The following is a 22,925-nucleotide window of genomic DNA, read 5'->3' as shown; positions in this document are numbered from 1 at the left end:
CGCGGCTACCGCAGCCGCTCGGCCCGCACCGCCAGCCGGGACGGCAGCACCGCCTCGACCCGGAACCCGCCGTCCGCCTCCGGCCCGGACGAGAAGGTGCCGCCCAGCGCGACCACCCGCTCCCGCATCCCGACCAACCCGTTGCCCCCGCTGGGCAGCTGGGCCGCGCCCCGCTCCCCGCCCGGGCAGGCGTTCACCACGCTCACCCGCACCCCGTTCGGCGCGTACGCCAGCAGGACGGTCACCAGTGCGCCGCCCGCGTGCTTGTGCGCGTTGGTCAGCCCCTCCTGGACGACCCGGTAGGCGGTCCGCTCGGCCTCGCCGGTGAACTCCTGCCGGCTGCCGCTGACCGTCAGCGTCACCGCCATCCCGGCCGCCCGGGACTGGTCCACCAGCCGCGGCAGTCCGGCCAGCGAGTCCGGCCCGGGCTGCCGCTCGTCGTCCATCCGCAGCACGCCGAGGATCTCGCGCAGCTCGTTCAGGGCCTGCCGGCCCACCTCGCCCATCAGCTTGGCGCTCTGCGCGGCCTTCTCCGGGTCCTTGGCGACGATCCGTTCCAGCGCCCCGGCGTGCACCACCATCAGCGACACCCGGTGCGCCACCACGTCGTGCATCTCCCTGGCTATCCGGGTGCGCTCCTCCAGCCGGGCCCGGCGGGCGCGTTCCTGCGCCTGTTCGGCCAGCAGGTCCAGCTCGGTCTCCAGGCCGTGGGCGCGGTCCTTGAGCGATTCGATCAGCCGCCGCCGCGCGCCCACGTACAGGCCGGTGACCACCGGGGGGACGGTCAGTCCGACGGCCACCAGCACCGCGATCAGGACCTGTCCCCACAGCGGCGGCTGCTCCACCGCGGAGTCGCCGGGGGTCAGCATCGACACCATCATCACGGCGACCGCCTCGCCGAAGGCCAGCCCGGACAGCGCCACCACCCGCCAGCGCCGCGAGGGCCACTCCCAGGTCTCCGCCAGCGTGTACAGCGCGACCACCAGCAGCAGCACGCCGAGCATCCCGGGCATCGCGACCAGGGTGACCAGCACCGGTACGGCAGGCCAGCGCCGGCGCAGCACCAGCGAGCCTCCGGCGAGCGTGCCGAGCAGTGCGACCCCGACCTTGCCCGCGGTGGTCAGGTCCACCCGGGCGGACAGGAAGGCGATCGTGCTGGCCGCGCACTCCAGCGCGGCGAGCAGCGCCAGCCCGATGTCCAGGAAGGCGCTGCGTGGCCGCTTCCACCACCAGAACGACCGGTCCGGCGCGCGCTCCCCAGGCGACTTGCTCATGTCCGACAGACTATGCGGCAACCCCCACCCCTCCCCACCGGGATTGTCCGGCACACCTGCCCCGGTCCGCCAAGTGGTCCAGACCACAGGCGTTCCCCGGTGGCCCTGTCCGCCATCCGGCCACCTCTCGGACAGTGAACGCCCCGACACCTATGCTGGTCGCGTCGGACAGCGCGGTCCGCACGCGTCACAACCGCCACACGCGGGTGGACCTGTGACGATGAGCCGTTGCCGAACCCCCACCACCACAGGGAGCCAGCCGTGACCGCTCCGGTCCCCAATCCGGCGGACAGCGCCACCCATGTCAGTGTCGTCGCTGACAACGCCGCCCTGCGCGCGGACATCCGCCGCCTCGGCGACCTGCTCGGCGAGACGCTGGTCCGCCAGGAGGGCCCCCAGCTGCTCGGCCTGGTCGAACAGGTCCGCCTGCTCAGCCGCACCGACGGCGAGGCCACCGCCGAACTCCTCTCCGGCATCGACCTGGACACCGCCGCCAAGCTGGTCCGGGCCTTCTCCACCTACTTCCACCTCGCCAACGTCACCGAGCAGGTGCACCGCGGCCGCGAGTTCGCCACCCGCCGCGCCCGGGAGGGCTCGCTGCTCGCGCTGACCGCCGACCAGCTCGCCGAGGCCGACCCCAAGCACCTCGAGGACACCCTGGCCCACCTCGCGGTCCGCCCGGTCTTCACCGCCCACCCCACCGAGGCCGCCCGCCGCAGCGTCCTCAACAAGCTGCGCCGGATCGGCGAACTCCTCGACCGCATCCACCGCGAGGAGATCGCCTCCGGCCTGGTCGCCGCCGACGCGGCCCGCACCAGCAGCGCCAAGCGCTCCGCCGACCGCCGCCTCGCCGAGGTCATCGACCTGCTCTGGCAGACCGACGAGCTGCGCATCGCCCGCCCCGAGCCCACCGACGAGGCCCGCAACGCCGTCTACTACCTGGACGAGCTCTACCGCGAGGCCGTCCCCGAGGTCCTGGAGGAGCTGCACGAGGAGCTCGCCCGGGTCGGCCTCACCCTGCCCGACGGCGTCCGCCCGCTCACCTTCGGCACCTGGATCGGCGGCGACCGCGACGGCAACCCCAACGTCACCCCGCAGGTCACCTGGGACGTCCTCAACCTCCAGCACGAGTACGGCATCAAGGACGCGCTGGACGCCATCGACGACCTCCGCGGCACCCTCTCCACGTCCGAGCGGCTGGCCGGCGCCTCCGTCGAACTGCTCGCCTCGCTCAACACCGACCTGCGCCTGCTCCCCGAACTGAGCCCGCGCTACAAGCGGATGAACGCCGAGGAGCCCTACCGCCTCAAGGCCACCTGCATCCGGCTCAAGCTGGAGAACACCCGCGAGCGCCTGGCCGGCGGCACCCCGCACGTCCCGGGCCGCGACTACCTCGGCACCCGCGAACTCGTCGCCGACCTGCGGCTGATCCAGGACTCCCTGCGCGCCCACCGCGGCGAACTCATCGCCGACGGCCGCCTCGCCCGCGCCATCCGCACCGTCGAGGCCTTCGGCCTCCAGCTCGCCACCATGGACGTGCGCGAGCACGCCGAGGCCCACCACCACGCCCTCGGCCAGCTCTTCGACCGGCTCGGCGAGGAGGCCTGGCGCTACGCCGACATGCCGCGCGAGTACCGGCAGAAGCTGCTCGCCAAGGAACTGCGCTCGCGCCGCCCGCTCGCCCCCACCCCGGCCCCCCTCGACGAGGCCGGCACCAAGACCCTCGGCGTCTTCAACACCGTCCGCGAGGGCTTCGAGCGCTTCGGCGACGAGATCGTCGAGAGCTACATCATCTCGATGTGCCAGGGCGCCGACGACGTCTTCGCCGCCACCGTCCTCGCCCGCGAGGCCGGCCTGATCGACCTGCACGCCGGGATCGCCAAGATCGGCATCGTGCCGCTGCTGGAGACCACCAACGAGCTCCAGCAGGCCGACCGCATCCTGGACGAGATGCTCTCCGACCCCTCCTACCGGCTGCTCGTCTCGCTGCGCGGCGACGTCCAGGAGGTCATGCTCGGCTACTCCGACTCCTCCAAGTTCGGCGGCATCACCACCTCCCAGTGGGAGATCCACCGCGCCCAGCGCCGGCTGCGCGACGTCGCCCACCGCTACGGCATCCGGCTGCGCCTCTTCCACGGCCGCGGCGGCACCGTCGGCCGCGGCGGCGGCCCCTCGCACGAGGCCATCCTGGCCCAGCCCTGGGGCACCCTGGAGGGCGAGATCAAGGTCACCGAGCAGGGCGAGGTCATCTCCGACAAGTACCTGCTCCCCTCCCTCGCCCGGGAGAACCTGGAACTGACCATCTCCGCCACCCTGTCCGCCTCCGCGCTGCACACCGCCCCGCGCCAGGCCCCCGAGTCGCTGGCCCGCTGGGACGCCGCGATGGACCAGGTCTCCGAGGCCGCCCACACCTCCTACCGCGCCCTGGTCGAGCAGGAGGACCTGCCGAAGTACTTCTTCGCCTCCACCCCGGTCGACCAGCTCGCCTCGCTGCACCTGGGCTCCCGCCCGTCCCGCCGGCCCGACTCCGGCGCCGGCCTGGACGGCCTGCGGGCCATCCCGTGGGTCTTCGGCTGGACCCAGTCCCGCCAGGTCGTCCCCGGCTGGTACGGCGTGGGCTCCGGCCTCGCCGCCGCCCGCGCCGCGGGCCTGGGCGACGTGCTGGACGAGATGCACGGCCAGTGGCACTTCTTCCGCAACTTCCTGTCCAACGTCGCCATGACGCTGGCCAAGACCGACCTGCGGATCGCCCGCCACTACGTCGAGCAGCTGGTGCCCGGCGAGCTGCACCACGTCTTCGACCAGATCAAGGCCGAGCACGACCTCACCCTGCGCGAGGTGCTCCGACTCACCGGCGAGGACGAACTGCTGGAGCACAACCCGGTGCTGAAGCAGACCTTCGCCGTCCGCGACGCCTACCTGGACCCGATCTCCTACCTCCAGGTCGCGCTGCTGCGCCGCCAGCGCGAGGAGGTCGCGGCCGGCCGCCACGACGACCCGCTGCGCGCCCGCGCACTGCTGCTGACCGTCAACGGCATCGCCGCCGGCCTGCGCAACACCGGCTGAGCAAGGCCGGCTGAGCAACACCCGCCGGCGGCCGGGCCGGGAACGACGAGGGCCGGTGTCTCATCCGAGACACCGGCCCTCGCCTTCGCTTCCCGCTGCCTTTCCTACTGCGTTCGCTTCCTACTCCACGGCCTCGCCCGCGCGCCTGCGCTTCAGCCACAGCGCCGCGCCGCCGGCCGCCACCACCAGGCCGCCACCGACCGCCAGCAGCCCCGCGTCGGGGCCCATCGACTCGCCGAGCACCGGGCTGAACTGCGCCGCGGCGGGCTCCGGGGTGGCCGCCTGGTCCGGCTCCACCGGCTCCGCGTGCGCCACCGCACCGCCCGTCAGCAGCACTCCGGCCGCCCCCAGCGCACCGGCCGTGCCGACCCGCCGTCCGAGCTGCTTCAGCCGGACCACCCGGCTCCGCCGCGTTCGGCGGACCGGACGCAATCTCCGCATCGAGGACTCCCCAGGACTCGTTCGCGTACCGCTCCGACGCTATCCGATCCCGCAGGGCCTTCTCACACCGATTCAGGTGCGCTCCGGCAAGCGTTGTACGACTGTTGCGTACCCGGCGCGCCCTGTTGACGGACGTTCAGGAGTTGTACGTTCCCTGCGCCCGCTCCAGCCCCTCGGACAGCAGCGCCTCCACCGCGTCGGCCGCGCGGTCCACGAACCACTCGAGTTCCTTGCGCTCGGTCGAGGAGAAGTCCTTCAGCACGAAGTCCGCGACCTCCATCCGGCCCGGCGGGCGGCCGATCCCGCAGCGCACCCGGTGGTAGTCCGGGCCCAGCGACTTGGTGATCGACTTCAGCCCGTTGTGGCCGTTGTCCCCGCCGCCCAGCTTCAGCCGCAGCGCCGCGTAGTCGAGGTCGAGCTCGTCGTGGACCGCGACCACCGCGGCGGCCGGCGCCTTGTAGAAGTCGCGCAGCGCCGTCACCGGCCCGCCGGAGAGGTTCATGAAGGACATCGGCTTGGCCAGCACCACCCGCCGGCCCGACAGCCGTCCCTCGGCCACCTGCGCCCGGCTCTTGTGCGCCTTGAACTTGGCGCCCATCCGCTGCGCCAGCAGGTCCGCCACCATGAACCCGATGTTGTGCCGGTTCCGGGCGTACTGCTCGCCCGGGTTGCCCAGCCCCACCACCAGCCAGGGGCCCTCGTACTCGTCCGCCATGCCGCTTCCACTCCTCGTCTGCGCGCTCGTCGCCATCATCCCGGACACACCGCTGCCCCGGGCGCTCCAGCGGGAGCGACCGGGGCAGCGGTCTCAACTAAGCGGTCTCAACCAGCGGTGCGAGGCTCAGGCCCCGGCAGCGGCCTCGGCGGCCTCGGCGTCGGCGTCGGCCTGCGAGGCCTGGGCACCGATGACCTGCAGCACGACGGTGTCGGCCGCGACGGCCAGCGAGGTGCCCTTGGGCAGCTCGATGTCGCCGGCGGTGATCGAGGCACCGGCCTCCAGGCCCTCGACCGAGACGGTGACGAACTCGGGCAGGTGGGTGGCCTCGGCCTCGATCGGCAGCGCGTTGAGGACGTGCTCCAGCAGGTTGCCGCCCGGGGCCAGCTCGCCCTCGGTGTGGACCGGGATCTCGACGTTGACCTTCTCGCCGCGCTTGACCAGCAGCAGGTCGACGTGCTCGAGGGTGCGCTTGATGGCCTCGCGCTGGACGGCCTTCGGCAGCACGTACTCGTCCTTGCCCTCGATCGGCACGACCAGCAGGGCGTTCGGGGTCTTCAGGGCCATCATCAGGTCGTGGCCGGGCAGGTTCAGGTGAACCGGGGCGTGGCCGTGGCCGTAGACGACACCCGGGACGAGGCCGGCGCGGCGGGCGCGACGGGCGGCACCCTTGCCGAACTCGGTGCGGGTCTCAGCAGCAATACGGATCTCGGACACGACTGCACTCCTCGTGGAAAGTGGCGCGGGGGTGCAGGCAACGCGAAAAACCGCCGGGACCACACCCTCAGTACGTTCGGGGGTCACTCGGCGGCAACGGCCTGCCGGCGGACGGGAATCCGGACCGGCAGCGCGTCGATCACGGATCGGGCGCCCGGCAAGCAGGCGCACGGCATCCCTCGCCGAGCAGTTTCACGAGTCTAACCGCACGGGTGGCCTCTCGTGAAATCGGCGGCGGCCCCGACCCCTCACGGGCCGGGGCCGCCTGCGCGGGCCTTCGTCAGTGCACGCCCTCGAAGAGGCTCGTCACGGAGCCCTCCTCGAACACCTCGCGGATCGCGGCGGCGATCGACGGGGCGATGGACAGCGTGGTGATCTTGTCCAGCTGGAGCTGGGCCGGGGTGGGCAGCGTGTTGGTGAACACGAACTCGCTGACCCGGGAGTTCTTCAGCCGGTCCGCGGCCGGGCCGGAGAGCACGCCGTGGGTGGCCGCGACCAGGACGTCCGCGGCGCCGTTGTCGAACAGCGCGTCGGCGGCGGCACAGATCGTGCCGGCGGTGTCGATCATGTCGTCGACCAGGACGCAGACCCGGTCCTGGACGTCACCGACGACGTCGGCCGACAGGATGGTGTTGGCCTGGGTGATGTCGCGGCGCTTGTGGATGATCGCCAGCGGGGCGGCCAGGCGGTCGCACCACTGGTCGGCCACCTTGACCCGGCCGGCGTCCGGCGAGACGACGGTCAGCTTCGAGCGGTCCACCTTGCCGCCGATGTAGTCGGCCAGCAGCGGCAGCGCGAAGAGGTGGTCCACCGGGCCGTCGAAGAAGCCCTGGATCTGCGCGGTGTGCAGGTCCACGGCCATCAGCCGGTCGGCGCCGGCCTGGCGCAGCAGGTCGGCGACCAGGCGGGCCGAGATGGGCTCGCGGCCGAGGTGCTTCTTGTCCTGGCGGGCGTAGCCGTAGAACGGCAGGATCGCGGTGATGCTCTTGGCGGAGGCCCGCTTCAGAGCATCGATCATGATCAGCTGCTCCATGATCCACTGGTTGATGGGAGCCGTGTGGCTCTGCATCACGAAGCAGTCCGCGCCACGGGCGGACTCCAGGAAGCGGACGTAGATCTCGCCGTTGGCGAAGTCCAGGGCCTTGGTCGGGACGAGCTCGGTCCCGAGCGCCGCCGCCACCTCCCTCGCCAGTTCGGGGTGGGCACGGCCGGAGAAGAGCTTCAGCTTCTTCTCACCCGACGTCGTGATCCCGCTCACTGCACCGTCTCCTCGCGTTGCGGACGCTGATCCTCGACCGGTTCCGGGCAGGCGAGGCCCACGCGCGGTACGGGGTCGGGGAATTGTCGGTACGCCTGGACACGGGCGGTTGGCCCAGTGGCGCACGTATGTCCCCCAGGTTACGCGCCCGCACAGAAACCGTCCGCCTCGGGACCGTCCCTCGGACTCCGGCCCGCCCCGTCAGGCGTCCGCGGCCCCGTCCGTCGCGGCCTTGGCGGCCTGCGCGGACGCCGTCCCGGGGCGCTTGCGCTCGACCCAGCCCTCGATGTTGCGCTGGTACGCGCGGTTCACGCCGAGCGCGCCCGGCGGGACGTCGGCGGTGATGACCGAACCCGCGCCGGTGTAGGCGCCGTCACCGATGGTGACCGGGGCGATGAACATGTTGTCCGAGCCGGTGCGGCAGTGCGCGCCGATGACCGTGCGGTGCTTGTTCACGCCGTCGTAGTTCACGGTGACCGAGGCCGCGCCGACGTTGGTGCCCTCGCCGATCGTCGCGTCGCCGATGTACGACAGGTGCGGCACCTTGGCGCCCTCGCCCAGCTCGGAGTTCTTCACCTCGACGTAGGTGCCGACCTTCGCCCTGCGGGCCAGCTTCGCGCCCGGGCGCAGGTAGGCGTACGGGCCGGCGGTGGCCAGCTCGCCCACCTCGGCGCGGTCGGCCGTGGTGTTGCTCACACGGGCGCCGGCGCCGACCAGGGTGTCCGTCAGGGTCGAGTTCGGGCCGACCTCACAGCCCTCGCCGAGGTGGGTGGCGCCGTGCAGCTGGGTGTTGGGCAGCACCAGGGCGTCCGGCTCGTAGGTCACCTGCACGTCGAACCAGGTGGTCGCCGGGTCCACCACGGTGACGCCCGCGCGCATCGCCCGCTCCAGCAGGCGGTCGTTCAGCAACCGGCGGGCCTGCGCCAGCTGGACCCGGTCGTTGATGCCGAGGATGTCCCGGTGGTCCTCGGCGACCACGGCGCCCACCCGGTGGCCGGCCTTGCGCAGGATCTCCAGGGTGTCGGTCAGGTACTCCTCGCCCTGCGAGTTGTCCGTGGTGAGCTCGGCCAGCGCCTCGGCGAGCAGCTTGGCGTCGAAGGCGAAGACACCCGAGTTGATCTCGGCGATCGTGCGCTGGACGGCGGTGGCGTCCCGCTCCTCGACGATCGAGGCGACCGTGCCGTCCTCGTCCCGCAGGATCCGGCCGTAGCCGAAGGGCTCCGGGACGACGGCGGTCAGCACGGTGACGCCGTTCTGCTGGGCCGTGTGCGCGTCCGCCAGCCGGCGCAGGGTCGCCCCGGTCAGCAGCGGCGAGTCGCCGGCGGTGACGATCACCGTGCCGTCCAGCACCACACCGTCCGCGCCCAGCGCCTCCAGCGCCGTGCGCACCGCGTGCCCGGTGCCGTTCTGCTCCTCCTGCACGGCCGTGCGCACGGCCGGGTGGTGCGCCGCCAGGTGCTCCTGCACCTGCTCGCGCTGGTGCCCGACGACCACGACGAGCTGCTCCGGCGTCAGTTCCCCGGCTGCCGAGACCGCATGACCGACCAGCGACCGTCCGCACAGCTCGTGCAGCACCTTGGGCAGCTTGTTCGACTTCATCCTGGTCCCGCCACCGGCGGCGAGCACGACAACGGCGGCAAGCGAATTGGCACCCATGCGGGGAGGCTCCTCGGTCGGTTCACAGAGAGGGCGGGGCAGGCCAGAACGCAGGTCCGCACATATGCCCTGGCGCTACGAGGATAGCCGCGGAAGGGAGACCGCCCGCTGGCCAGACCGGACCACGGGACGCATACAGGGCTCCGCCGGATGGATTCGAACCATCACTGCAAGGTTCCAAAGACCTGCGGGCTGCCGATTACCCCACGGCGGATAGCTGGTCAGACCCTACCCGAGTCAGCCCCGCCCTGGGTATCGCTCTGCCCATCCACCGTTCCTCGATCCGGCGGCACGGGTCCGCGCTGCCGGAAACGCTGATCGTGAGGCAGCCGCGGCGGCCGGTCCCGGGGGTTCTTCGCGGCGCCTCCCACGAGGAGCCCCCGGCCGCCGAGGTCGAGGAGTGTGTGTGCGACTCGTCCGGTCGCGGGGCGGTTCCCGGGTTCATCCATCCAGTCGGGTGAATTCACTCGAGCGCCGCGCGGCGCCGTGTTTCGCTGGACCCGGAGCGCAACCTACGATTCCGTAAGTTACGCCAACGTAGGCTCCGCTCCTCTCCCGTACCGGGACGCCGCAAAGGGACGCCCATGACCATCCAGGCCGACGAGGCGCGCGCGGGGAACGCCGCGTCCCGTACTCCGTCTCCCGATCCCGACACCGACACCGACTCCGACTCCGACACCGACACCGATGCCGCCACCGCAGCCGCAGCCGCCACCCAGCTGTCCGCCACCCGCGGCGGGGAGAAGCAGGGCCTGGCCGAACGGGCCGCGCTCGGGCTGTTCATCCTCGTACCGTTCACCGCGCTGCTGGCCGCCGTCCCGGTGGCCTGGGGCTGGGGGATGGGGTGGACGGACGTCGCGATCACCGTCGCCATGTACTTCCTCACCTGCCACGGCATCACCGTCGGCTACCACCGCTACTTCACCCACGGCGCGTTCAAGGCCAACCGCCCGATGCGCCTCGCGCTGGCGGTCGTCGGCAGCCTCGCCGTCGAGGGCCCGCTGGTGCGCTGGGTCGCCGACCACCGCAAGCACCACCGGTTCAGCGACAAGGACGGCGACCCGCACTCGCCCTGGCGCTACGGCGAGAGCCTCCCGGCGCTGCTGAAGGGCCTGTGGTGGGCGCACATGGGCTGGCTGTTCGACGAGGAGCAGACCCCGCAGCTCACCTACGCGCCGGACCTCGTCCGCGACCCGGCCATGAGGCGGATCTCCCGGCTGTTCTGGCTCTGGACCCTGATCTCGCTGCTGCTGCCCCCGCTGGTCGGCGGCCTGGTGACGCTCTCCTGGACGGGCGCGCTGTCCGCCTTCTTCTGGGGCTCGCTGGTCCGGGTCGCCCTGCTGCACCACGTCACCTGGTCGATCAACTCGATCTGCCACGCCGTCGGGCGGCGCCCGTTCCGCTCCCGGGACCGCTCCGGCAACGTCTGGTGGCTCGCTGTGCTCTCCTGCGGCGAGTCCTGGCACAACCTGCACCACGCCGACCCGACCGCGGCCCGGCACGGGGTGCTGCGCGGACAGATCGACTCCTCGGCCCGGCTGATCCGCTGGTTCGAGCTGGCCGGCTGGGTGCGGGACGTCCGCTGGCCGGACGCCCAGCGGATCGCCGCCCGCCGCGCCGCATGAGGCGGCGCTTCCAGCATGATGTAGGGGTGAACGGGAGCAGCGCAGACAGCACAGGCGGTCACCACAGCACGCGGACGGACGCGGCGCCCGCTACGGCGCCGGCCCGTCCGCGGGCCGCTGCACCGACCGGCGGGACCGCCGACGACCCGGCCGCCCCGGCCTCGCGCCGCCGGGGCGGCCGGGTCCGGATGACCGGCAAGCAGCGTCGCGAACAGCTGCTGGAGATCGGCCGGACGGTCTTCGCGGAGCGCGGCTACGACGGCACCTCGGTGGAGGAGATCGCCGAGCGCGCCGGGGTGTCGAAGCCCGTGGTGTACGAGCATTTCGGCGGCAAGGAGGGGCTGTACGCGGTGGTGGTGGACCGCGAGATGCAGCTGCTGCTGGACATGGTGACCGGCGCCCTGACCGGCGGGCACTCGCGCGAACTGCTGGAGCAGGCCGCCTTCGCGCTGATGGACTACATCGACACCTCGACGGACGGCTTCCGGATCCTGGTCCGGGACTCGCCGGTGGCCCAGTCGACCGGCACCTTCGCCTCGCTGATCAGCGACATCGCGACGCAGGTGGAGGACATCCTGGGCCTGGAATTCAAGTCCCGCGGCTTCGACGCCCGGCTCGCCCCGATGTACTCGCAGATGCTGGTCGGCATGGTCGCGCTGACCGGGCAGTGGTGGCTGGAGGTGCGCAAGCCGGACAAGGCGACGGTGGCGGCGCACCTGGTGAACCTCGCCTGGCACGGGCTGGAGGGCCTGGAGCGGCACCCGCGGCTGGTCGGCGACCGCAAGGGCTGACCGCCGTCGCCGGTCGCCCCTGCCGCTTCGTCCGGACTGCGCCGCCTCGTCCGGGCTGCGTCGCCTACCGCCTGATCCCCACCGCGAAGATCCGCCGGAACGGGAACACCGTCCCGTACGGCCCGGCCGGGTACGCCTCGCGCAGCAGCCGCCCGTACTCGGCGAGGAAGGCGGCCCGGTCGGCCGGGTCGGCGAGCCGGGTGAGGACGGGGCGCAGGGCGGTGCCCTTGACCCACTCCAGCACCGGATCCGGCCCCGGCAGCAGGGTGCGGTAGGTGGTCTCCCAGACGTCCGGGAGGCAGCCGGCGGTGGCGAGGGCGTCGAGGTAGCGCTCGGGCGGGTGGACCCCGGCCCGCACGCTGTCGTCGCCGAGCCGGTCGCGCCAGCGGGGGCTGCGGCGCAGCCCGGCGAGCAGGGTGTGGCTGGGGGCGTCGAAGTTGCCGGGGACCTGGAAGGCGAGGGCCGCGCCGGGGCGCAGGGCGGCGGCCCAGCGCGGGACGAGGTCGAGGTGGCCGTCGATCCACTGCAGGGCGGCGTTGGAGACGATCAGGCCGGGCCGGGCCGGGGCGGGGTCGTAGTCACGGGCGTCGGCGAGCAGGTAGTCGGCGCTCGGTTCGCCCTCGGTGCGGGCGGTGGCGAGCATGGGGGCGGAGTTGTCGACGCCGGTGATCCGGGCGTGCGGCCAGCGTTCGCGCAGGACGGCGGTGGAGTTGCCGGGCCCGCAGCCGATGTCGAGGACGGTCTCGGCGCCGGGGTGCGGGAGTTCGGGGACGCGGGCGAGCAGATCGCGCAGCGGACGGGTGCGTTCGTCGGCGAAGCGCAGGTACTGCGCCGGGTTCCAGACGGGGGTGGTCATGGTTCACCTCGCAGGTATCTCGACATCAAGATATCTCGACGTAGCCTCACCGGCACATTTCTCGATGTCAAGAGACTTCACATCGACACATCCACCGATACACTGATCGTCATGGAGGACGAGGTCGACAGGCTGGTCGCAGCGTGGCGCCGGGAGCGCCCCGACCTCGACGTGGAACCACTCGAGGTGCTCAGCCGGGTCAGCCGGCTCGCCCGGCACCTCGACCGCGCCCGCCGCACCGCCTTCGCCGAGCACGGCCTGGAGCCCTGGGAATTCGACGTCCTGACCGCCCTGCGGCGGGCCGGCACCCCGTACCAGCTCTCCCCCGGCCAGCTGCTCACCCAGACCCTGGTCACCTCCGGCACCATGACCAACCGGATCGACCGGCTCACCGGCAAGGGCCTCGTCAAGCGCCTGCCCGACCCGGACGACCGGCGCGGCGTACTCGTCCGGCTCACCGACGACGGCCGCGACCGCGCCGACCAGGCGCTGGCCGGACTGCTCGCGCACGAGCGCGAACTGCTCGCCCAGCTCACCTCCGGCCAGCAGACCGAACTCGCCACGCTGCTGCGGCTGCTGGTCGCCCCCTTCGACAACATCCCGGGCTGAACCCCCGATCGGCCGGCCTCACGGCCGCTCGACGGCGGCCGCCACCGACGGCGGCGGGACGGCCGGCTCGGCCGGGCCGACCCCGGCCCGGCGGGCCACCGCGACGGCAGCCAGCGTGGAGTGCACCCCGAGCTTGCCGAGCACGTTCTGCATGTGCGTCCGGACGGTGTGCGGCGACAGGTAGAGGCGCTCCGCCACGGCCTGCCGGCCCAGGCCCGCCACCATGCAGCGCAGGATCTGCTTCTCCCGCGGGGTGAGGGTGTCCACCAGCCGCTCACTCTCGGTGCGGTCCCGCCGGGCGGTGGTCAACTCGCGGATCACCCCGGTGAGCAGCGCGGGCGGCAGGTGTGTCTCGTCCCGCAGCACGCCGCGGACCACCGCGAGCAGCCGGGCCAGTGAACTCTCCTTGGCCACCCAGCCGGTGGCGCCCGCGTGCAGGGCGCGGGCGGCGCGGTGCGGGTCGTCGACGGCGGCCAGGACGACGGCCCGCAGCCCGGGGTGGGCGCGGCGCAGCCGGGCCAGCAGGCTGATGCCGTCGGGCGGCGGGGCCGCGGGTCTGAGGTGGTCGACCCGGAGCGGCTCCACCCCCGGGCGGCCGCCCGGTGGCACGGACGACCGTCGTGGCGGGGGTACGGGCGGCGCCACCCGGCGCCGCACCTCGTCTGCGGGATCCGGCCCCGGCCGTCTGCGGGCGCCCGGCGGGGCCAACCCCGGCGGACCGGCCGGCCCCGGCGTGTCGGGGGCTCCGGGCGGCCCGGTCCCGAGGTCGGCGTCGATCAGTGCCACGTCGTAGGCCCGGCCCTCGGCGGCCGCACGCTCCAGCGCCCGTTCGGCGGCGGCCGCGCCGCCGACCGCGCCCACCTCCACGTCCGGCTCGGCGGCGAGCGCCGCGGCCAGCGCCTCGGCGAAGATCCGGTGGTCGTCGACCACCAGGACGCGAATCCGCCCCATCGTCCCTCCCCTGCTCAGACCGCCCGAGCCCGGGAGCGGGGGACCGGCCCGGCATCCGCGCTCCGGACCCGCCGCTCCGCCCACCGGTGGCCGGTGAAGCCGAAAGCGCGCCGGCCCCACCGGTGCCGCACTCAGCGTACGGGTCGGGAAACACCCTCGTGGTGATTTGGTGAAGTTACGTCAGAAGGTGCGTGTGTGACAGGACTTGCGTTACCTGCGAGCGGACCGTCCGCCGCGGCCTACCGGCCGCTCTTCCCCAGGGTGAACTTCCAGGCGTCGGCGACGATGTCGTCCAGCTCGGGGCGGCGCGGGGTCCAGCCCAGCGCCTCGTGGGCGCGGGCGGCCGAGGCCACCAGCACCGCCGGGTCGCCGGCGCGACGGTCGGCGACCTGCACCGGGATCTCCCGGCCGGTGACACGCTTGACCGACTCGATCACCTCGCGCACCGAGAAGCCGCTGCCGTTGCCCAGGTTGCAGATCAGGTGCTCGCCCGGCTTGGCGGCGTCCAGCGCCAGCAGGTGGGCCTCGGCCAGGTCCGCGACGTGGATGTAGTCGCGGATGCAGGTGCCGTCCGGGGTCGGGTAGTCGTCGCCGTACACCGCGATGTGCGGGCGCTGCCCGAGCGCGGCCTGGAAGACCAGCGGGATCAGGTGCGACTCCGGCTCGTGCCGCTCGCCGAACGTGACACCGGAAGAACTGCCGTACGCACCCGCCACGTTGAAGTAGCGCAGCGAGACGGCGGCCAGGCCGTGCGCGACGGCCTCACTGGTGATCAGGTGGTCCACGGCGAGCTTGGTGGCGCCGTAGGTGTTGGTCGGCGCGGTACGGGCGGTCTCGGCGATCGGCACGGCCTCCGGCTCGCCGTAGGTGGCGGCGGTGGAGGAGAACACGAGCTTGCGCACGCCAGCCGCGCGCATCGCGCTGATCAGCTCCAGCGAGCCGGCCACGTTGTTGCGCCAGTACTTCTCCGGGTCCACGACCGACTCGCCGACCTGCGAGGAGGCGGCGAAGTGCAGCACGCCGTCGAAGGAGCCGTCCAGCACCTTGCCGGCCTCCTGGATCCGGCCCTCGACGAACTCGGCACCGGCCGGAACGCCCTCGCGGAAGCCGGTCGAGAGGTCGTCCAGGACGGTCACCTGGTGCCCCGCCTCCAGCAGGTGGGCGGCCACCACGCTGCCGACGTAGCCGGCGCCACCCGTGACCAGGTACTTACTCATGTTGAGACCTCCAGCGGGCGATGGTCCGCGGTCGGCGGAGCCATCGACGGAATGCGTACGACTGGCGCCATTCTCCCAAGCCCGCCGGATGCTCCGGACCACCCGGGAGCCGCCCGCACGGTTTTCACCAAGTCCTCAGCCGGCGGCCATCCGCTCCAGCAGGCCGGTGCGCGCCGCCACCGCGGCCGCCTCCAACCGGGTCCGCGCGCCGAGCTTCATCAGCACCCGCTGGACGTGAGTCCGGGCGGTGCTGGCGGCGATCCGCATCCCGGCGGCGATCGCCGCGGTGTCCTCACCGTCCGCGATCCGGGCCAGCACCTGCACTTCCCGGCGGGTCAGCAGCCGCAGCAGCCGGACCGCCTCGTCGTCCGGTTCGGCCACCGGGCGCAGCAGTTGGTCGAAGGCCCCGCGCAGGATGTCCACCCCGACCGCGGCCTCGCCCGCCCGGGCCCGTCCGATGGCCCGCTCGACCACCTCGATCCGCTCGTCGCTGGGCACGTACCCCGCCGCGCCGGCCGCGAACGCCCCGGCCACGCCCCGCAGTTCACCCACCGGTCCGAGTACGATCACGGCCACCTCGGGACGCTCCCGGCGGATCCGGCGCAACCCGTCGAAGGCACCCGACCCGGTCGGTGCCGCCACCCCCAGCAGACACACCTCGGGCCGCCGTCCGACCACCAGATCGGCGGCGACACCGGCGGGGGAGCCGACCGCGAGCACCCGGTGGCCGCGCAGTTGGAGCGCGGCGGCCAGTGCCTCGGCCAGCAGTCGGTGGTCGTCCACCACCACGAGTCGAACGCCCATGACGCCCTCCCGGTCAGGGTCCGGCTCGCGCCCGAACCCGTCGGGCGGGCCGCCGATGACGCCCCATCACAGCGCATTCCGTACCCGACCCGCTAGGCCGTCGCGCGTCGACTGTCACCGGAAACGCAGAAGACCCCCGCCGCGAGGCGAGGGTCTTCCAGTTGAGCCCCCATGCGGAATCGAACCGCAGACCTTCTCCTTACCATGGAGACGCTCTACCGACTGAGCTATAGGGGCTTGCCGGGCTTTCACCGGGCCGGTCGAACGAGGAAAACATTACACGGCCGTCGGCCCGGAAGGGAAATCGGCCCCGGCCGGCCCCCGACCGGCGGCGCTCGGGCCCCTCTCCGCCTCCTCCACGCCCCCCGCGGGCTCAGCCTTCGGCGTGGGCCGCGTCGAACTCCTCGCGGGCCGCCATCATCTGCCCCGCGCGGTGCTCCGTCCATCGGCCGAGCGGCGTGACCAGCTCGGCCAGTTCGCGGCCGAGCGGCAGCAGGTCGTAGACCACCCGCGGCGGCGTCTCCGGGAAGACCGTACGGAGCAGCAGGCCGCTGCGCTCCAGGTTGCGCAGCGACTGGGTGAGCATCTTGCGACTGACCCCGCCGATCCCGCGCTGGAGCTCGGAGAAGCGCTGCGGTCCACAGGCGGCGAGGCTCATCAGGATCAGCAGTGACCACTTGTCGGCCAGCTCGGCGAACACCTCGCGGCTGGGGCAGAGCCGGCCGAAGACGTCGTACTCCTCCTCCGCCGACTCGTCCTGCCCCGCCGGCTCGTCCCGCTCCGCCGGCTCGCGCCGCGCCCGCTGCTCCTCGTGCTGCCCAGCCCGGGCCCGGGTCGCTTCCTCGGTCGTCATGCCATCCAGGGTAGCCCGGCGGTCTCCAATCCACCCCTGGTAACCAATAGAGACCTGGTCTATATTAGAGACCGCAGACGCCCCGGGGCCGCCTCACCTTGATCTGCCCCACGTCCGTCCGCACGCCCGTCCCCACTTCTGTCCCACGCCTTCGGGCCGGCTCCCGCCGGCCCACGCCCGACCCCTCCCTGGAGTGCCCGCATGACCGCCATCCGTCCGACCATCGCCCTCGCCTACCACTCCGGCTACGGCCACACCGCCGTGATCGCCGAGGCCGTCGCCCGCGGCGCCGCCGACGCAGGTGCCGAGGTCGTCTCGATCGCCGTCGACACCATCACCGAGGAGCAGTGGGCCCAGCTGGACGCCGCCGACGCGATCGTCTTCGGCTCCCCCACCTACATGGGCACCGCCTCCGGCGCCTTCCACGTCTTCGCCGAGGCCACCAGCAAGCGCTGGTTCACCGACGCCTGGAAGGACAAGGTCGCGGCCGGCTTCACCAACTCCGCCTCCAAGAGCGGCGACAAGGCGGGCACCCTCGGCTTCTTCCAGACCCTCGCCGCCCAGCACGGCATGAGCTGGGTCAACCTCGGCCTCAAGCCCGGCTGGAACGCCACCACCGCCTCCGAGAACGACCTCAACCGCCTCGGCTTCTTCAGCGGCGCCGCCGCCTCCTCCCCGTCCGACGCCGGCCCGGAGGCCGTCCACAAGGCCGACATCGCGACCGCCGAGCACCTGGGCGCCCGCGTCACCGAGCACACCGCCGTGGTGCTGGCCGGCCGCGCCGCCCTGGCCGGCTGACCCTCGCCGCGCCCACGCCACACCTGCACCGCGCCGACGCCACGGCCTACGCCGCCGGATCCGCCCCCCACCGGGGCGCCCGGCGGCGTCCGCCGTCCACCGCCCCGAGCTCGGCCCCGATCGTCTCCGGCAGCAGTCGCAAACACCCCAGGGCCAGCGCGCCCAGCCCCGCCAGGTACCAGCCCACCGGCTCCGCCGTCCCGTACGCCCCGGTCAACCGCGTCGCCACCAGCGGCGTCGCCGCACCACCGATCACGCCACCCAGGTTGTACGTCAACGCGGCGCCCGTGTACCGCACCCGGGTCGGAAACAACTCCGGCAGGAACGCCGCCACCGGCCCGAACATGCAGCCCAACACCACCATCGCGCCCGCCAGCCCGACGAACATCAGCGACCGGCTCACCGTCTCCAACAGCGGGAACAACACCAGCGACCAGCCCACGGCAAGGCCCGTCGCCCACCCCAACGTCCGCCGCCGCCCCCACCGGTCACTGCGCGAGGCACTCAGCCACACCATCCCCGCCATGCCCACCGCACCGACCAGCAGCATCGTCAGCACCACCGTGCTCGCCACCCCGAGCCCCGAGGTCGCGTACGCCAGCGAATACGTCGTGGTCAGGTAGAACAGCGCGTACCCCATCGTGATCGCCCCGCCGCCCGCCAGCACCGGACGCCAGTGCTCGCGCACCACCTCCAGCACCGGCGGCCGCTCCCCGCGCCCAGCCGACCGGAACAGCGGCGACTCCTCGATCCGCAGCCGCACGAACAACCCCACCACGACCAGCGCGAACGAGGCCAAGAACGGCACCCGCCAGCCCCACGCGCGGAACGCCCGCTCATCCAGCCCGAGTTGAAGCGCCAGGAACACCCCGTTCGCCAACACGAACCCGCACGTCGGCCCCAACTGCAGGAAGCCCCCGTAACGCCCCCGCCGCTCCGCCGGCGCATTCTCCGCGATCAGCAACGCCGCCCCACCCCACTCCCCACCCAACCCGACGCCCTGGCACACCCGCAGCACCACCAACACCACCGGCGCCCACCACCCCCAGGCCGCGAACCCCGGCAACACCCCCACCGCCGCCGTCGCCAACCCCATCAACAACAGCGACACCACCAACGTCGCCTTCCGCCCCACCCGGTCCCCGAAATGCCCGAACACCACCGCCCCCAACGGCCGGGCCAGGAACGCCACCGCGTACACCGAGAAAGCCGCCAACAGCGCCCCCACCGCGCCCAGTCCGGGAAAGAACACCACCCCGAAGACGAGCGCGGCCGCCGTCCCGTAAATGAAGAAGTCGTAGAACTCGATCGCCGTCCCGATCAGCGCCGCAGCCGCCGCCCGCCGCAACTGCCCTACCCGCCAAGCACCCTCCGCGTCCATACCACCACCCTCACCACCCGCCCCGACCCCCACCAGCCCCCACCCGAGTGACCACGGCGCACACCCGCTCCCACGCGCCGGGGCCGTACCCGATGCAAGCCACCGGCAGGTCGGCAGGAAACTGACGCATTCAACTCAATCCGCAGCAAAGCTCATCCACGGCGATACGGAAGGGAAGCGGCCGGGCAGCGCGCCCCTCCGGGGTTCCGAACCGTCCGGGACCCGGAGAACCGGGCGGGCGCCACGTGTCAGCGACCGCGCCTATACATTGGGTCACAGAGGGCGACAGGCCACGGGAAGGTGTGTCGCATAGCGGCAGGCGGGGGATTTCGATGGTTGACCTGGACTTCGAGCGACGGATGAACCCTTGGCTCTTCGACAGCTCCGGAAACCTGACGGAGGCGGCCAAGAAGCAGTTTCCGGACCTGGCGGCGGCCGCGGCCGGGGCGCCGGCACCCGGATTCACGCCGAGCACGCCCACGCCGGGCGGGTCAGCAACCACCGTGACAGTCAGTCCGGCGGCACTGAGGCAGGCGGCGACCAACACCGACACCATGAAGACCAAGTTCGGTCAGGCGTGCAAGCAGCCCACCGCACATGCCTCCACCGCCTCCGACCAGATCCCGAACAGCTGGGCCCTGCGATCGGCGATCACCACCGCGAACGGTGTCTGGACGGATCAGGTCAAGGCTCTGGAGGACGCAATCGGGAACCTGGGCGAAGTGCTTCGCGCCAACGCCGAGAGCTATGCACGGGCAGACCAGGTGAACACGCAGAATTTCGGGAAGAACTGAGGCACCGATATGAACTTCCAGGAGCTGAAGAACGCGCAGTTCACCGGTCTGGACACCCTGGCCGGAGATTACGAGGCGCTGGTCCAGAAGTGGGACTTCTCGTCCGAGCTGACCGGCGACGTGATCACGCCATTGCAGGGCTCGGGTTGGCGCGGCCAGGCGGCCGAGGCCGCGGCCGGAAGCATCACGAACATACGCAACGAGATCGACGCTGCCTTCGAGGAGGCCAGTGGCATCGCCAAGGCCCTTCGAGACGCCCACACCGAGCTCGCCGGAGCGAAGGCCGACCTGGATACGGCGATTCACTCGGCCACCGATCAGTCGCTGACGGTCGCAGACGACGGCAGCGTCCACTGGCCGCCGCCCACCAACGAGGCGGACAAGAAGGACCCCGAATACGCAAAGGTCTACCGCCAGAAGGCGTCCGACGTCGCCGACGCGATAGGCAAGGCGCTGTCGCGGGCGTCCGAGGCGGACGCCGCTGCGGCAGCCGCACTCGCGGCGGACACCGGTAGTGACCGGACGGCCTTCAACAAGAAGCCGGTGGGCGGGGTGTCCGAGCAGGAGGCCAAGCAGGCAGTGGACCTGATGCGACTGGCGGACAAGGCCTCGCCCGCGCAGATCGTCCAGCTCAACGCGCTGTTGAAGGCACACTCCGCGGATCCGCGTTTCGCCACCGTCTTCTTCGACTCCATGGGTCCGGACGGCTTCCTGAAGTCCTACGGTTCGATGTCCGAGTTCAGCGGCTACTACGGCAACGACGCGACCAAGCGGGCCCTGGCCGAGATGCAGGCCAACCTCGGCCTCACCCTCGCCACGGCGACGAGCGGAAGCAATCAACCGCACCTGTCCGACGCCTGGCAGGCCAGCCTTCGCAAGGCGGGCGCCACCCAGTACCAGCTACTGCCGGACCAGCTCCAGGGCGGCAACCCCTACGGGTACCAGATCCTCTCGAACATCCTCCGCAGTGGCACGTACGATCCGCACTTCCTCAATCCGGTGGTCGAACACATCACGCAGCTCAGCGCGGCGAACCCGGGCCGGTGGGAGGACGCGGTCAGCAAGGCCAACCCGCTCGGTCAAATTTTCTTCCTGGGCAAGGACCACTCCGGCATCAACCCGATGTCGGGTGCGCTCGAGGGCCTCGGCCACAGCCCGGAGGCGGCGACCAAGTTCTTTCACGACCCGGCGACCATCTACAACGACGACGGCACCGTCAAGGCCACTGGGCAGCCGAACACCTACCTGAAGCAGCTGACCGGCACCGGGTTCAACTCCATCCTCCAGGACATCGAGCCCGACCACTTCACCCCGCACAGCAAGACCGCCTCTCAGGAGGCGACCGCCCTCGGCCACGCCCTCGAGGCGGCCACCACCGGCCGCGCGTTCGACGCGACGGACGGTCCGATGCCCCAGCACACTGCGGAGATGAGCGCGGTGATGAAGGACGTCGTCGACCGCTTCGGAAACGGCGACGGCCCCGGCCTGCTCAAGAAGGACGGACTCTTGGCGAACATGGACTCGAACTTCGGGCACATGATGGCCTCGTACATGGGCGACGTCCAGACCGCGGTCGACCACAACAATCACTCGCTCCCGACCAACGGCGCCCCGGCCGGCCTCGACCAGAGTGCGACGCAGAAACTGCTGGGCGTCCTCGGCCGGGACCCTGACGCCTACGGCACGATCGCCCAGGCACAGCAGGCCTACACCACGGCCCACCTTCAGGACGTCATGCAGCACAAGGACAAGTACGGGGAGCTCTTCGGCGAAGCCATCACGAACGCCGCCCGGCCAGGAGGCGAAGTGGCCGGCATCCTCAACGCCGTGGCGACGGAACAGGCCTACCAGGAGAAGAAGGGGGAGATGGACGCCTACAACGCGAGCGTCGACCAGAAGGTCGGATGGGCCAAGCAGGTGTGGACGGCCACCGTGAGCAAGCCGCTCGAAGGGATACCCGGGGCGGACAAGCTCCTGGAGATTCCCACCGACGAGATGTTCAAGAACATCGCGGCGGGCTACTACATCGATACTCACCCCAGCGACACCGCGGCGGACTCGTACAACAACGGGAGGAACGCCGCCTCGGACGCAGCGGCGGCGGCAATCACCCAGGCCGGCAGGGGCCGGGACCTCGACCCGACCTATCTCAACACGCTGGCCACCACAGCCGCCAACGGCGCGAAGCAGGGCCTCGCCGACGGCGACATCCTGACGACGGCGATCCGTGCCTGACATCGCAGAGGCGTCCGTGGAAGGTGCCACCTCGTCGCGGGTGACCTGGTACCGACGGCGCTCGGTGGCGCTCGCGGTGGCGCTGGCAGTACTCGTCGGCACGGGCGGCGGGCTCTGGTGGTGGACCACCTCCCGCGACCCGCTGAAGTTGCCCACGAGCGCCTGTTGGTCGCTGCTGGACCAGAACGACCTGCGGCGGCTCGCAGGCGATGCTGGTGGAACGTTCACCGCGCGCAACGTGACGGCCGGGCACGAGGACGATCCGTCCCTCTTCCACATGGACGTGCGCATCAAGGAATGCGTGGTGTCGAGCGGCAACCGAGACCTGCTGGTCGTCAGGGTCAGCCTCATGAACGAGTCCAACTTCGGCGACTACGACCTGGGGCACCCGCCTGCGCAATACGCCCCGGAGAGAGCGCTCGACGCGGGGCCTGACATCCTGGCGCGGCAGAGCACCGGCACGATTCGGCTGGCCTTCCGGTGCGAGAACCTGACGACGGAGAACATCGGCCTCACCGGCCTGGAGGTCAGAGTCTCCGAGGACGGCCGAATCACCGACCCCAAACAGGTATCGACCCAGCAGGCGCGGTTGGACATCGCCCTGAAGGTGGCCAAGGCGGCCGCCGAACGGGCCTATCCGTGCCTGAAGAAGGTCGAGTTCCCGGAGAAGGCGACGGCAGGCGGGTTTTAAGAGCCAACACTGTACAGGCTGCCACAACACTTACGGCCGGGGTAGCAGCCGGTGCGTTCGCGCCAGGTCATATCGGCGAGTTGACCCGGATCCTGCCGTTCAAGATGGCCCCGTCGCCATCCGTAGGCCCCCGGCCCGCCACTGTTCCTGCCGACTCCGGCGATCAGACTGGCCGTCTCCGTGCCGTGCCCGT

Annotated in this window: 20 protein-coding genes and 2 tRNA genes; 8 read left to right on the top strand and 14 right to left on the bottom strand. The window is 71.9% G+C overall.

Annotated features, from left to right (window positions below):
• Positions 1 to 5: 5 nt before the first annotated feature.
• Positions 6 to 1,274, bottom strand: a complete 1,269-nt coding sequence (locus tag AC0B61_RS05795; protein WP_471739344.1) for a sensor histidine kinase — start codon at positions 1,272 to 1,274, stop codon at positions 6 to 8.
• Positions 1,275 to 1,535: 261 nt separating this feature from the next.
• On the opposite strand from AC0B61_RS05795, the gene ppc reads away from it, so the two are divergent.
• Positions 1,536 to 4,340 carry a phosphoenolpyruvate carboxylase gene (gene ppc / locus AC0B61_RS05790; protein ID WP_471739343.1) on the top strand — a complete coding sequence of 935 codons (2,805 nt, stop codon included), beginning with the start codon at positions 1,536 to 1,538 and terminating at the stop codon, positions 4,338 to 4,340.
• 120 nt (positions 4,341 to 4,460) lie between these two features.
• On the opposite strand, the gene AC0B61_RS05785 is transcribed toward ppc, so the two are convergent.
• The 6 genes from AC0B61_RS05785 to AC0B61_RS05760 form a co-directional block, all read right to left on the bottom strand.
• Positions 4,461 to 4,781: a hypothetical protein gene (locus AC0B61_RS05785; protein WP_471739342.1), complete on the bottom strand. Its 321-nt coding sequence runs from the start codon at positions 4,779 to 4,781 to the stop codon at positions 4,461 to 4,463.
• A 136-nt stretch (positions 4,782 to 4,917) separates the two neighbouring features.
• Complete coding sequence (pth, locus tag AC0B61_RS05780; RefSeq protein WP_471739341.1) at positions 4,918 to 5,496, bottom strand: aminoacyl-tRNA hydrolase; 579 nt, start codon at positions 5,494 to 5,496, stop codon at positions 4,918 to 4,920.
• Positions 5,497 to 5,622: 126 nt separating this feature from the next.
• Positions 5,623 to 6,213: a 50S ribosomal protein L25/general stress protein Ctc gene (locus AC0B61_RS05775; RefSeq protein ID WP_471739340.1), complete on the bottom strand. Its 591-nt coding sequence runs from the start codon at positions 6,211 to 6,213 to the stop codon at positions 5,623 to 5,625.
• 280 nt (positions 6,214 to 6,493) lie between these two features.
• The gene (locus tag AC0B61_RS05770; protein ID WP_471739339.1) at positions 6,494 to 7,471 is read right to left on the bottom strand and encodes a ribose-phosphate diphosphokinase; all 978 of its coding nucleotides are present in this window, start codon (positions 7,469 to 7,471) and stop codon (positions 6,494 to 6,496) included.
• 201 nt (positions 7,472 to 7,672) lie between these two features.
• A complete protein-coding gene (glmU, locus tag AC0B61_RS05765; RefSeq protein WP_471739338.1) occupies positions 7,673 to 9,127 on the bottom strand; it encodes a bifunctional UDP-N-acetylglucosamine diphosphorylase/glucosamine-1-phosphate N-acetyltransferase GlmU in 1,455 nt (484 codons plus the stop codon).
• A 141-nt stretch (positions 9,128 to 9,268) separates the two neighbouring features.
• A tRNA-Gln gene (locus tag AC0B61_RS05760) sits at positions 9,269 to 9,341 on the bottom strand.
• Positions 9,342 to 9,711: 370 nt separating this feature from the next.
• Between AC0B61_RS05760 and AC0B61_RS05755 the strand changes: the two genes are divergently transcribed.
• Together AC0B61_RS05755 and AC0B61_RS05750 are read left to right on the top strand one after the other, a co-directional pair.
• Complete coding sequence (locus AC0B61_RS05755) at positions 9,712 to 10,752, top strand: acyl-CoA desaturase (RefSeq protein ID WP_471739337.1); 1,041 nt, start codon at positions 9,712 to 9,714, stop codon at positions 10,750 to 10,752.
• Positions 10,753 to 10,778: 26 nt separating this feature from the next.
• A complete protein-coding gene (locus AC0B61_RS05750; protein ID WP_471739336.1) occupies positions 10,779 to 11,543 on the top strand; it encodes a TetR/AcrR family transcriptional regulator in 765 nt (254 codons plus the stop codon).
• Positions 11,544 to 11,607: 64 nt separating this feature from the next.
• Here AC0B61_RS05750 and AC0B61_RS05745 read toward each other — a convergent pair whose 3' ends face one another.
• Positions 11,608 to 12,399, bottom strand: coding sequence for a methyltransferase domain-containing protein (locus AC0B61_RS05745; RefSeq protein WP_471739335.1), 792 nt, complete (start codon positions 12,397 to 12,399; stop codon positions 11,608 to 11,610).
• A 111-nt stretch (positions 12,400 to 12,510) separates the two neighbouring features.
• On the opposite strand from AC0B61_RS05745, the gene AC0B61_RS05740 reads away from it, so the two are divergent.
• On the top strand, positions 12,511 to 13,008 hold the full coding sequence (locus AC0B61_RS05740) for a MarR family winged helix-turn-helix transcriptional regulator (protein WP_471739334.1): 498 nt from the start codon (positions 12,511 to 12,513) through the stop codon (positions 13,006 to 13,008).
• 18 nt (positions 13,009 to 13,026) lie between these two features.
• Here the strand turns inward: AC0B61_RS05740 and AC0B61_RS05735 are convergent, their stop codons facing one another.
• The 5 genes from AC0B61_RS05735 to AC0B61_RS05715 form a co-directional block, all read right to left on the bottom strand.
• A complete protein-coding gene (locus AC0B61_RS05735) occupies positions 13,027 to 13,959 on the bottom strand; it encodes a LuxR C-terminal-related transcriptional regulator (RefSeq protein ID WP_471739333.1) in 933 nt (310 codons plus the stop codon).
• Positions 13,960 to 14,198: 239 nt separating this feature from the next.
• Positions 14,199 to 15,176, bottom strand: coding sequence for a UDP-glucose 4-epimerase GalE (gene galE / locus AC0B61_RS05730; RefSeq protein ID WP_471739332.1), 978 nt, complete (start codon positions 15,174 to 15,176; stop codon positions 14,199 to 14,201).
• Between the two features lie 135 nt (positions 15,177 to 15,311).
• Complete coding sequence (locus AC0B61_RS05725; protein ID WP_471739331.1) at positions 15,312 to 15,980, bottom strand: helix-turn-helix domain-containing protein; 669 nt, start codon at positions 15,978 to 15,980, stop codon at positions 15,312 to 15,314.
• A 164-nt stretch (positions 15,981 to 16,144) separates the two neighbouring features.
• A tRNA-Thr gene (locus AC0B61_RS05720) sits at positions 16,145 to 16,217 on the bottom strand.
• A 136-nt stretch (positions 16,218 to 16,353) separates the two neighbouring features.
• Positions 16,354 to 16,833 (bottom strand): winged helix-turn-helix transcriptional regulator, encoded by a 480-nt coding sequence (locus AC0B61_RS05715; protein ID WP_471739330.1) that lies wholly within the window; start codon positions 16,831 to 16,833, stop codon positions 16,354 to 16,356.
• 201 nt (positions 16,834 to 17,034) lie between these two features.
• On the opposite strand from AC0B61_RS05715, the gene AC0B61_RS05710 reads away from it, so the two are divergent.
• Entirely contained in the window at positions 17,035 to 17,631 is a 597-nt protein-coding gene (locus AC0B61_RS05710; protein WP_465616700.1) for a flavodoxin family protein, read from the top strand.
• A gap of 46 nt (positions 17,632 to 17,677) precedes the next feature.
• Here AC0B61_RS05710 and AC0B61_RS05705 read toward each other — a convergent pair whose 3' ends face one another.
• The gene (locus AC0B61_RS05705) at positions 17,678 to 19,012 is read right to left on the bottom strand and encodes an MFS transporter (protein ID WP_471739329.1); all 1,335 of its coding nucleotides are present in this window, start codon (positions 19,010 to 19,012) and stop codon (positions 17,678 to 17,680) included.
• 332 nt (positions 19,013 to 19,344) lie between these two features.
• On the opposite strand from AC0B61_RS05705, the gene AC0B61_RS05700 reads away from it, so the two are divergent.
• Genes AC0B61_RS05700 through AC0B61_RS05690 form a run of 3 tightly spaced genes read left to right on the top strand, consistent with a single transcriptional unit; the run spans position 19,345 to position 22,732 of the window.
• A complete protein-coding gene (locus AC0B61_RS05700) occupies positions 19,345 to 19,806 on the top strand; it encodes a WXG100 family type VII secretion target (RefSeq protein WP_471739328.1) in 462 nt (153 codons plus the stop codon).
• A 9-nt stretch (positions 19,807 to 19,815) separates the two neighbouring features.
• Positions 19,816 to 22,041, top strand: a complete 2,226-nt coding sequence (locus tag AC0B61_RS05695) for a hypothetical protein (protein WP_471739327.1) — start codon at positions 19,816 to 19,818, stop codon at positions 22,039 to 22,041.
• Entirely contained in the window at positions 22,034 to 22,732 is a 699-nt protein-coding gene (locus tag AC0B61_RS05690; RefSeq protein WP_471739326.1) for a hypothetical protein, read from the top strand. Before AC0B61_RS05695 ends, AC0B61_RS05690 begins: the two co-directional genes overlap by 8 nt.
• Positions 22,733 to 22,925 lie beyond the last annotated feature (193 nt).

This window comes from Kitasatospora sp. NPDC023385, from assembly GCF_055664045.1.
The sequence above is the reverse complement of the archived record's forward strand: the minus strand, read 5'-3'. Positions and strand labels throughout refer to the sequence as shown.

Bases quoted from the DNA above. Each gene is read 5' to 3' on its own strand.
- AC0B61_RS05795 (WP_471739344.1), bottom strand. From the start codon at position 1,274: ATGAGCAAGTCGCCTGGGGAGCGCGCGCCGGACCGGTCGTTCTGGTGG.
- AC0B61_RS05785 (WP_471739342.1), bottom strand. From the start codon at position 4,781: ATGCGGAGATTGCGTCCGGTCCGCCGAACGCGGCGGAGCCGGGTGGTC.
- pth (WP_471739341.1), bottom strand. From the start codon at position 5,496: ATGGCGGACGAGTACGAGGGCCCCTGGCTGGTGGTGGGGCTGGGCAAC.
- glmU (WP_471739338.1), bottom strand. From the start codon at position 9,127: ATGGGTGCCAATTCGCTTGCCGCCGTTGTCGTGCTCGCCGCCGGTGGC.
- AC0B61_RS05755 (WP_471739337.1), top strand. From the start codon at position 9,712: ATGACCATCCAGGCCGACGAGGCGCGCGCGGGGAACGCCGCGTCCCGT.
- AC0B61_RS05745 (WP_471739335.1), bottom strand. From the start codon at position 12,399: ATGACCACCCCCGTCTGGAACCCGGCGCAGTACCTGCGCTTCGCCGAC.
- AC0B61_RS05740 (WP_471739334.1), top strand. From the start codon at position 12,511: ATGGAGGACGAGGTCGACAGGCTGGTCGCAGCGTGGCGCCGGGAGCGC.
- AC0B61_RS05735 (WP_471739333.1), bottom strand. From the start codon at position 13,959: ATGGGGCGGATTCGCGTCCTGGTGGTCGACGACCACCGGATCTTCGCC.
- galE (WP_471739332.1), bottom strand. From the start codon at position 15,176: ATGAGTAAGTACCTGGTCACGGGTGGCGCCGGCTACGTCGGCAGCGTG.
- AC0B61_RS05725 (WP_471739331.1), bottom strand. From the start codon at position 15,980: ATGGGCGTTCGACTCGTGGTGGTGGACGACCACCGACTGCTGGCCGAG.
- AC0B61_RS05715 (WP_471739330.1), bottom strand. From the start codon at position 16,833: ATGACGACCGAGGAAGCGACCCGGGCCCGGGCTGGGCAGCACGAGGAG.
- AC0B61_RS05710 (WP_465616700.1), top strand. From the start codon at position 17,035: ATGACCGCCATCCGTCCGACCATCGCCCTCGCCTACCACTCCGGCTAC.
- AC0B61_RS05705 (WP_471739329.1), bottom strand. From the start codon at position 19,012: ATGGACGCGGAGGGTGCTTGGCGGGTAGGGCAGTTGCGGCGGGCGGCG.
- AC0B61_RS05700 (WP_471739328.1), top strand. From the start codon at position 19,345: ATGGTTGACCTGGACTTCGAGCGACGGATGAACCCTTGGCTCTTCGAC.
- AC0B61_RS05695 (WP_471739327.1), top strand. From the start codon at position 19,816: ATGAACTTCCAGGAGCTGAAGAACGCGCAGTTCACCGGTCTGGACACC.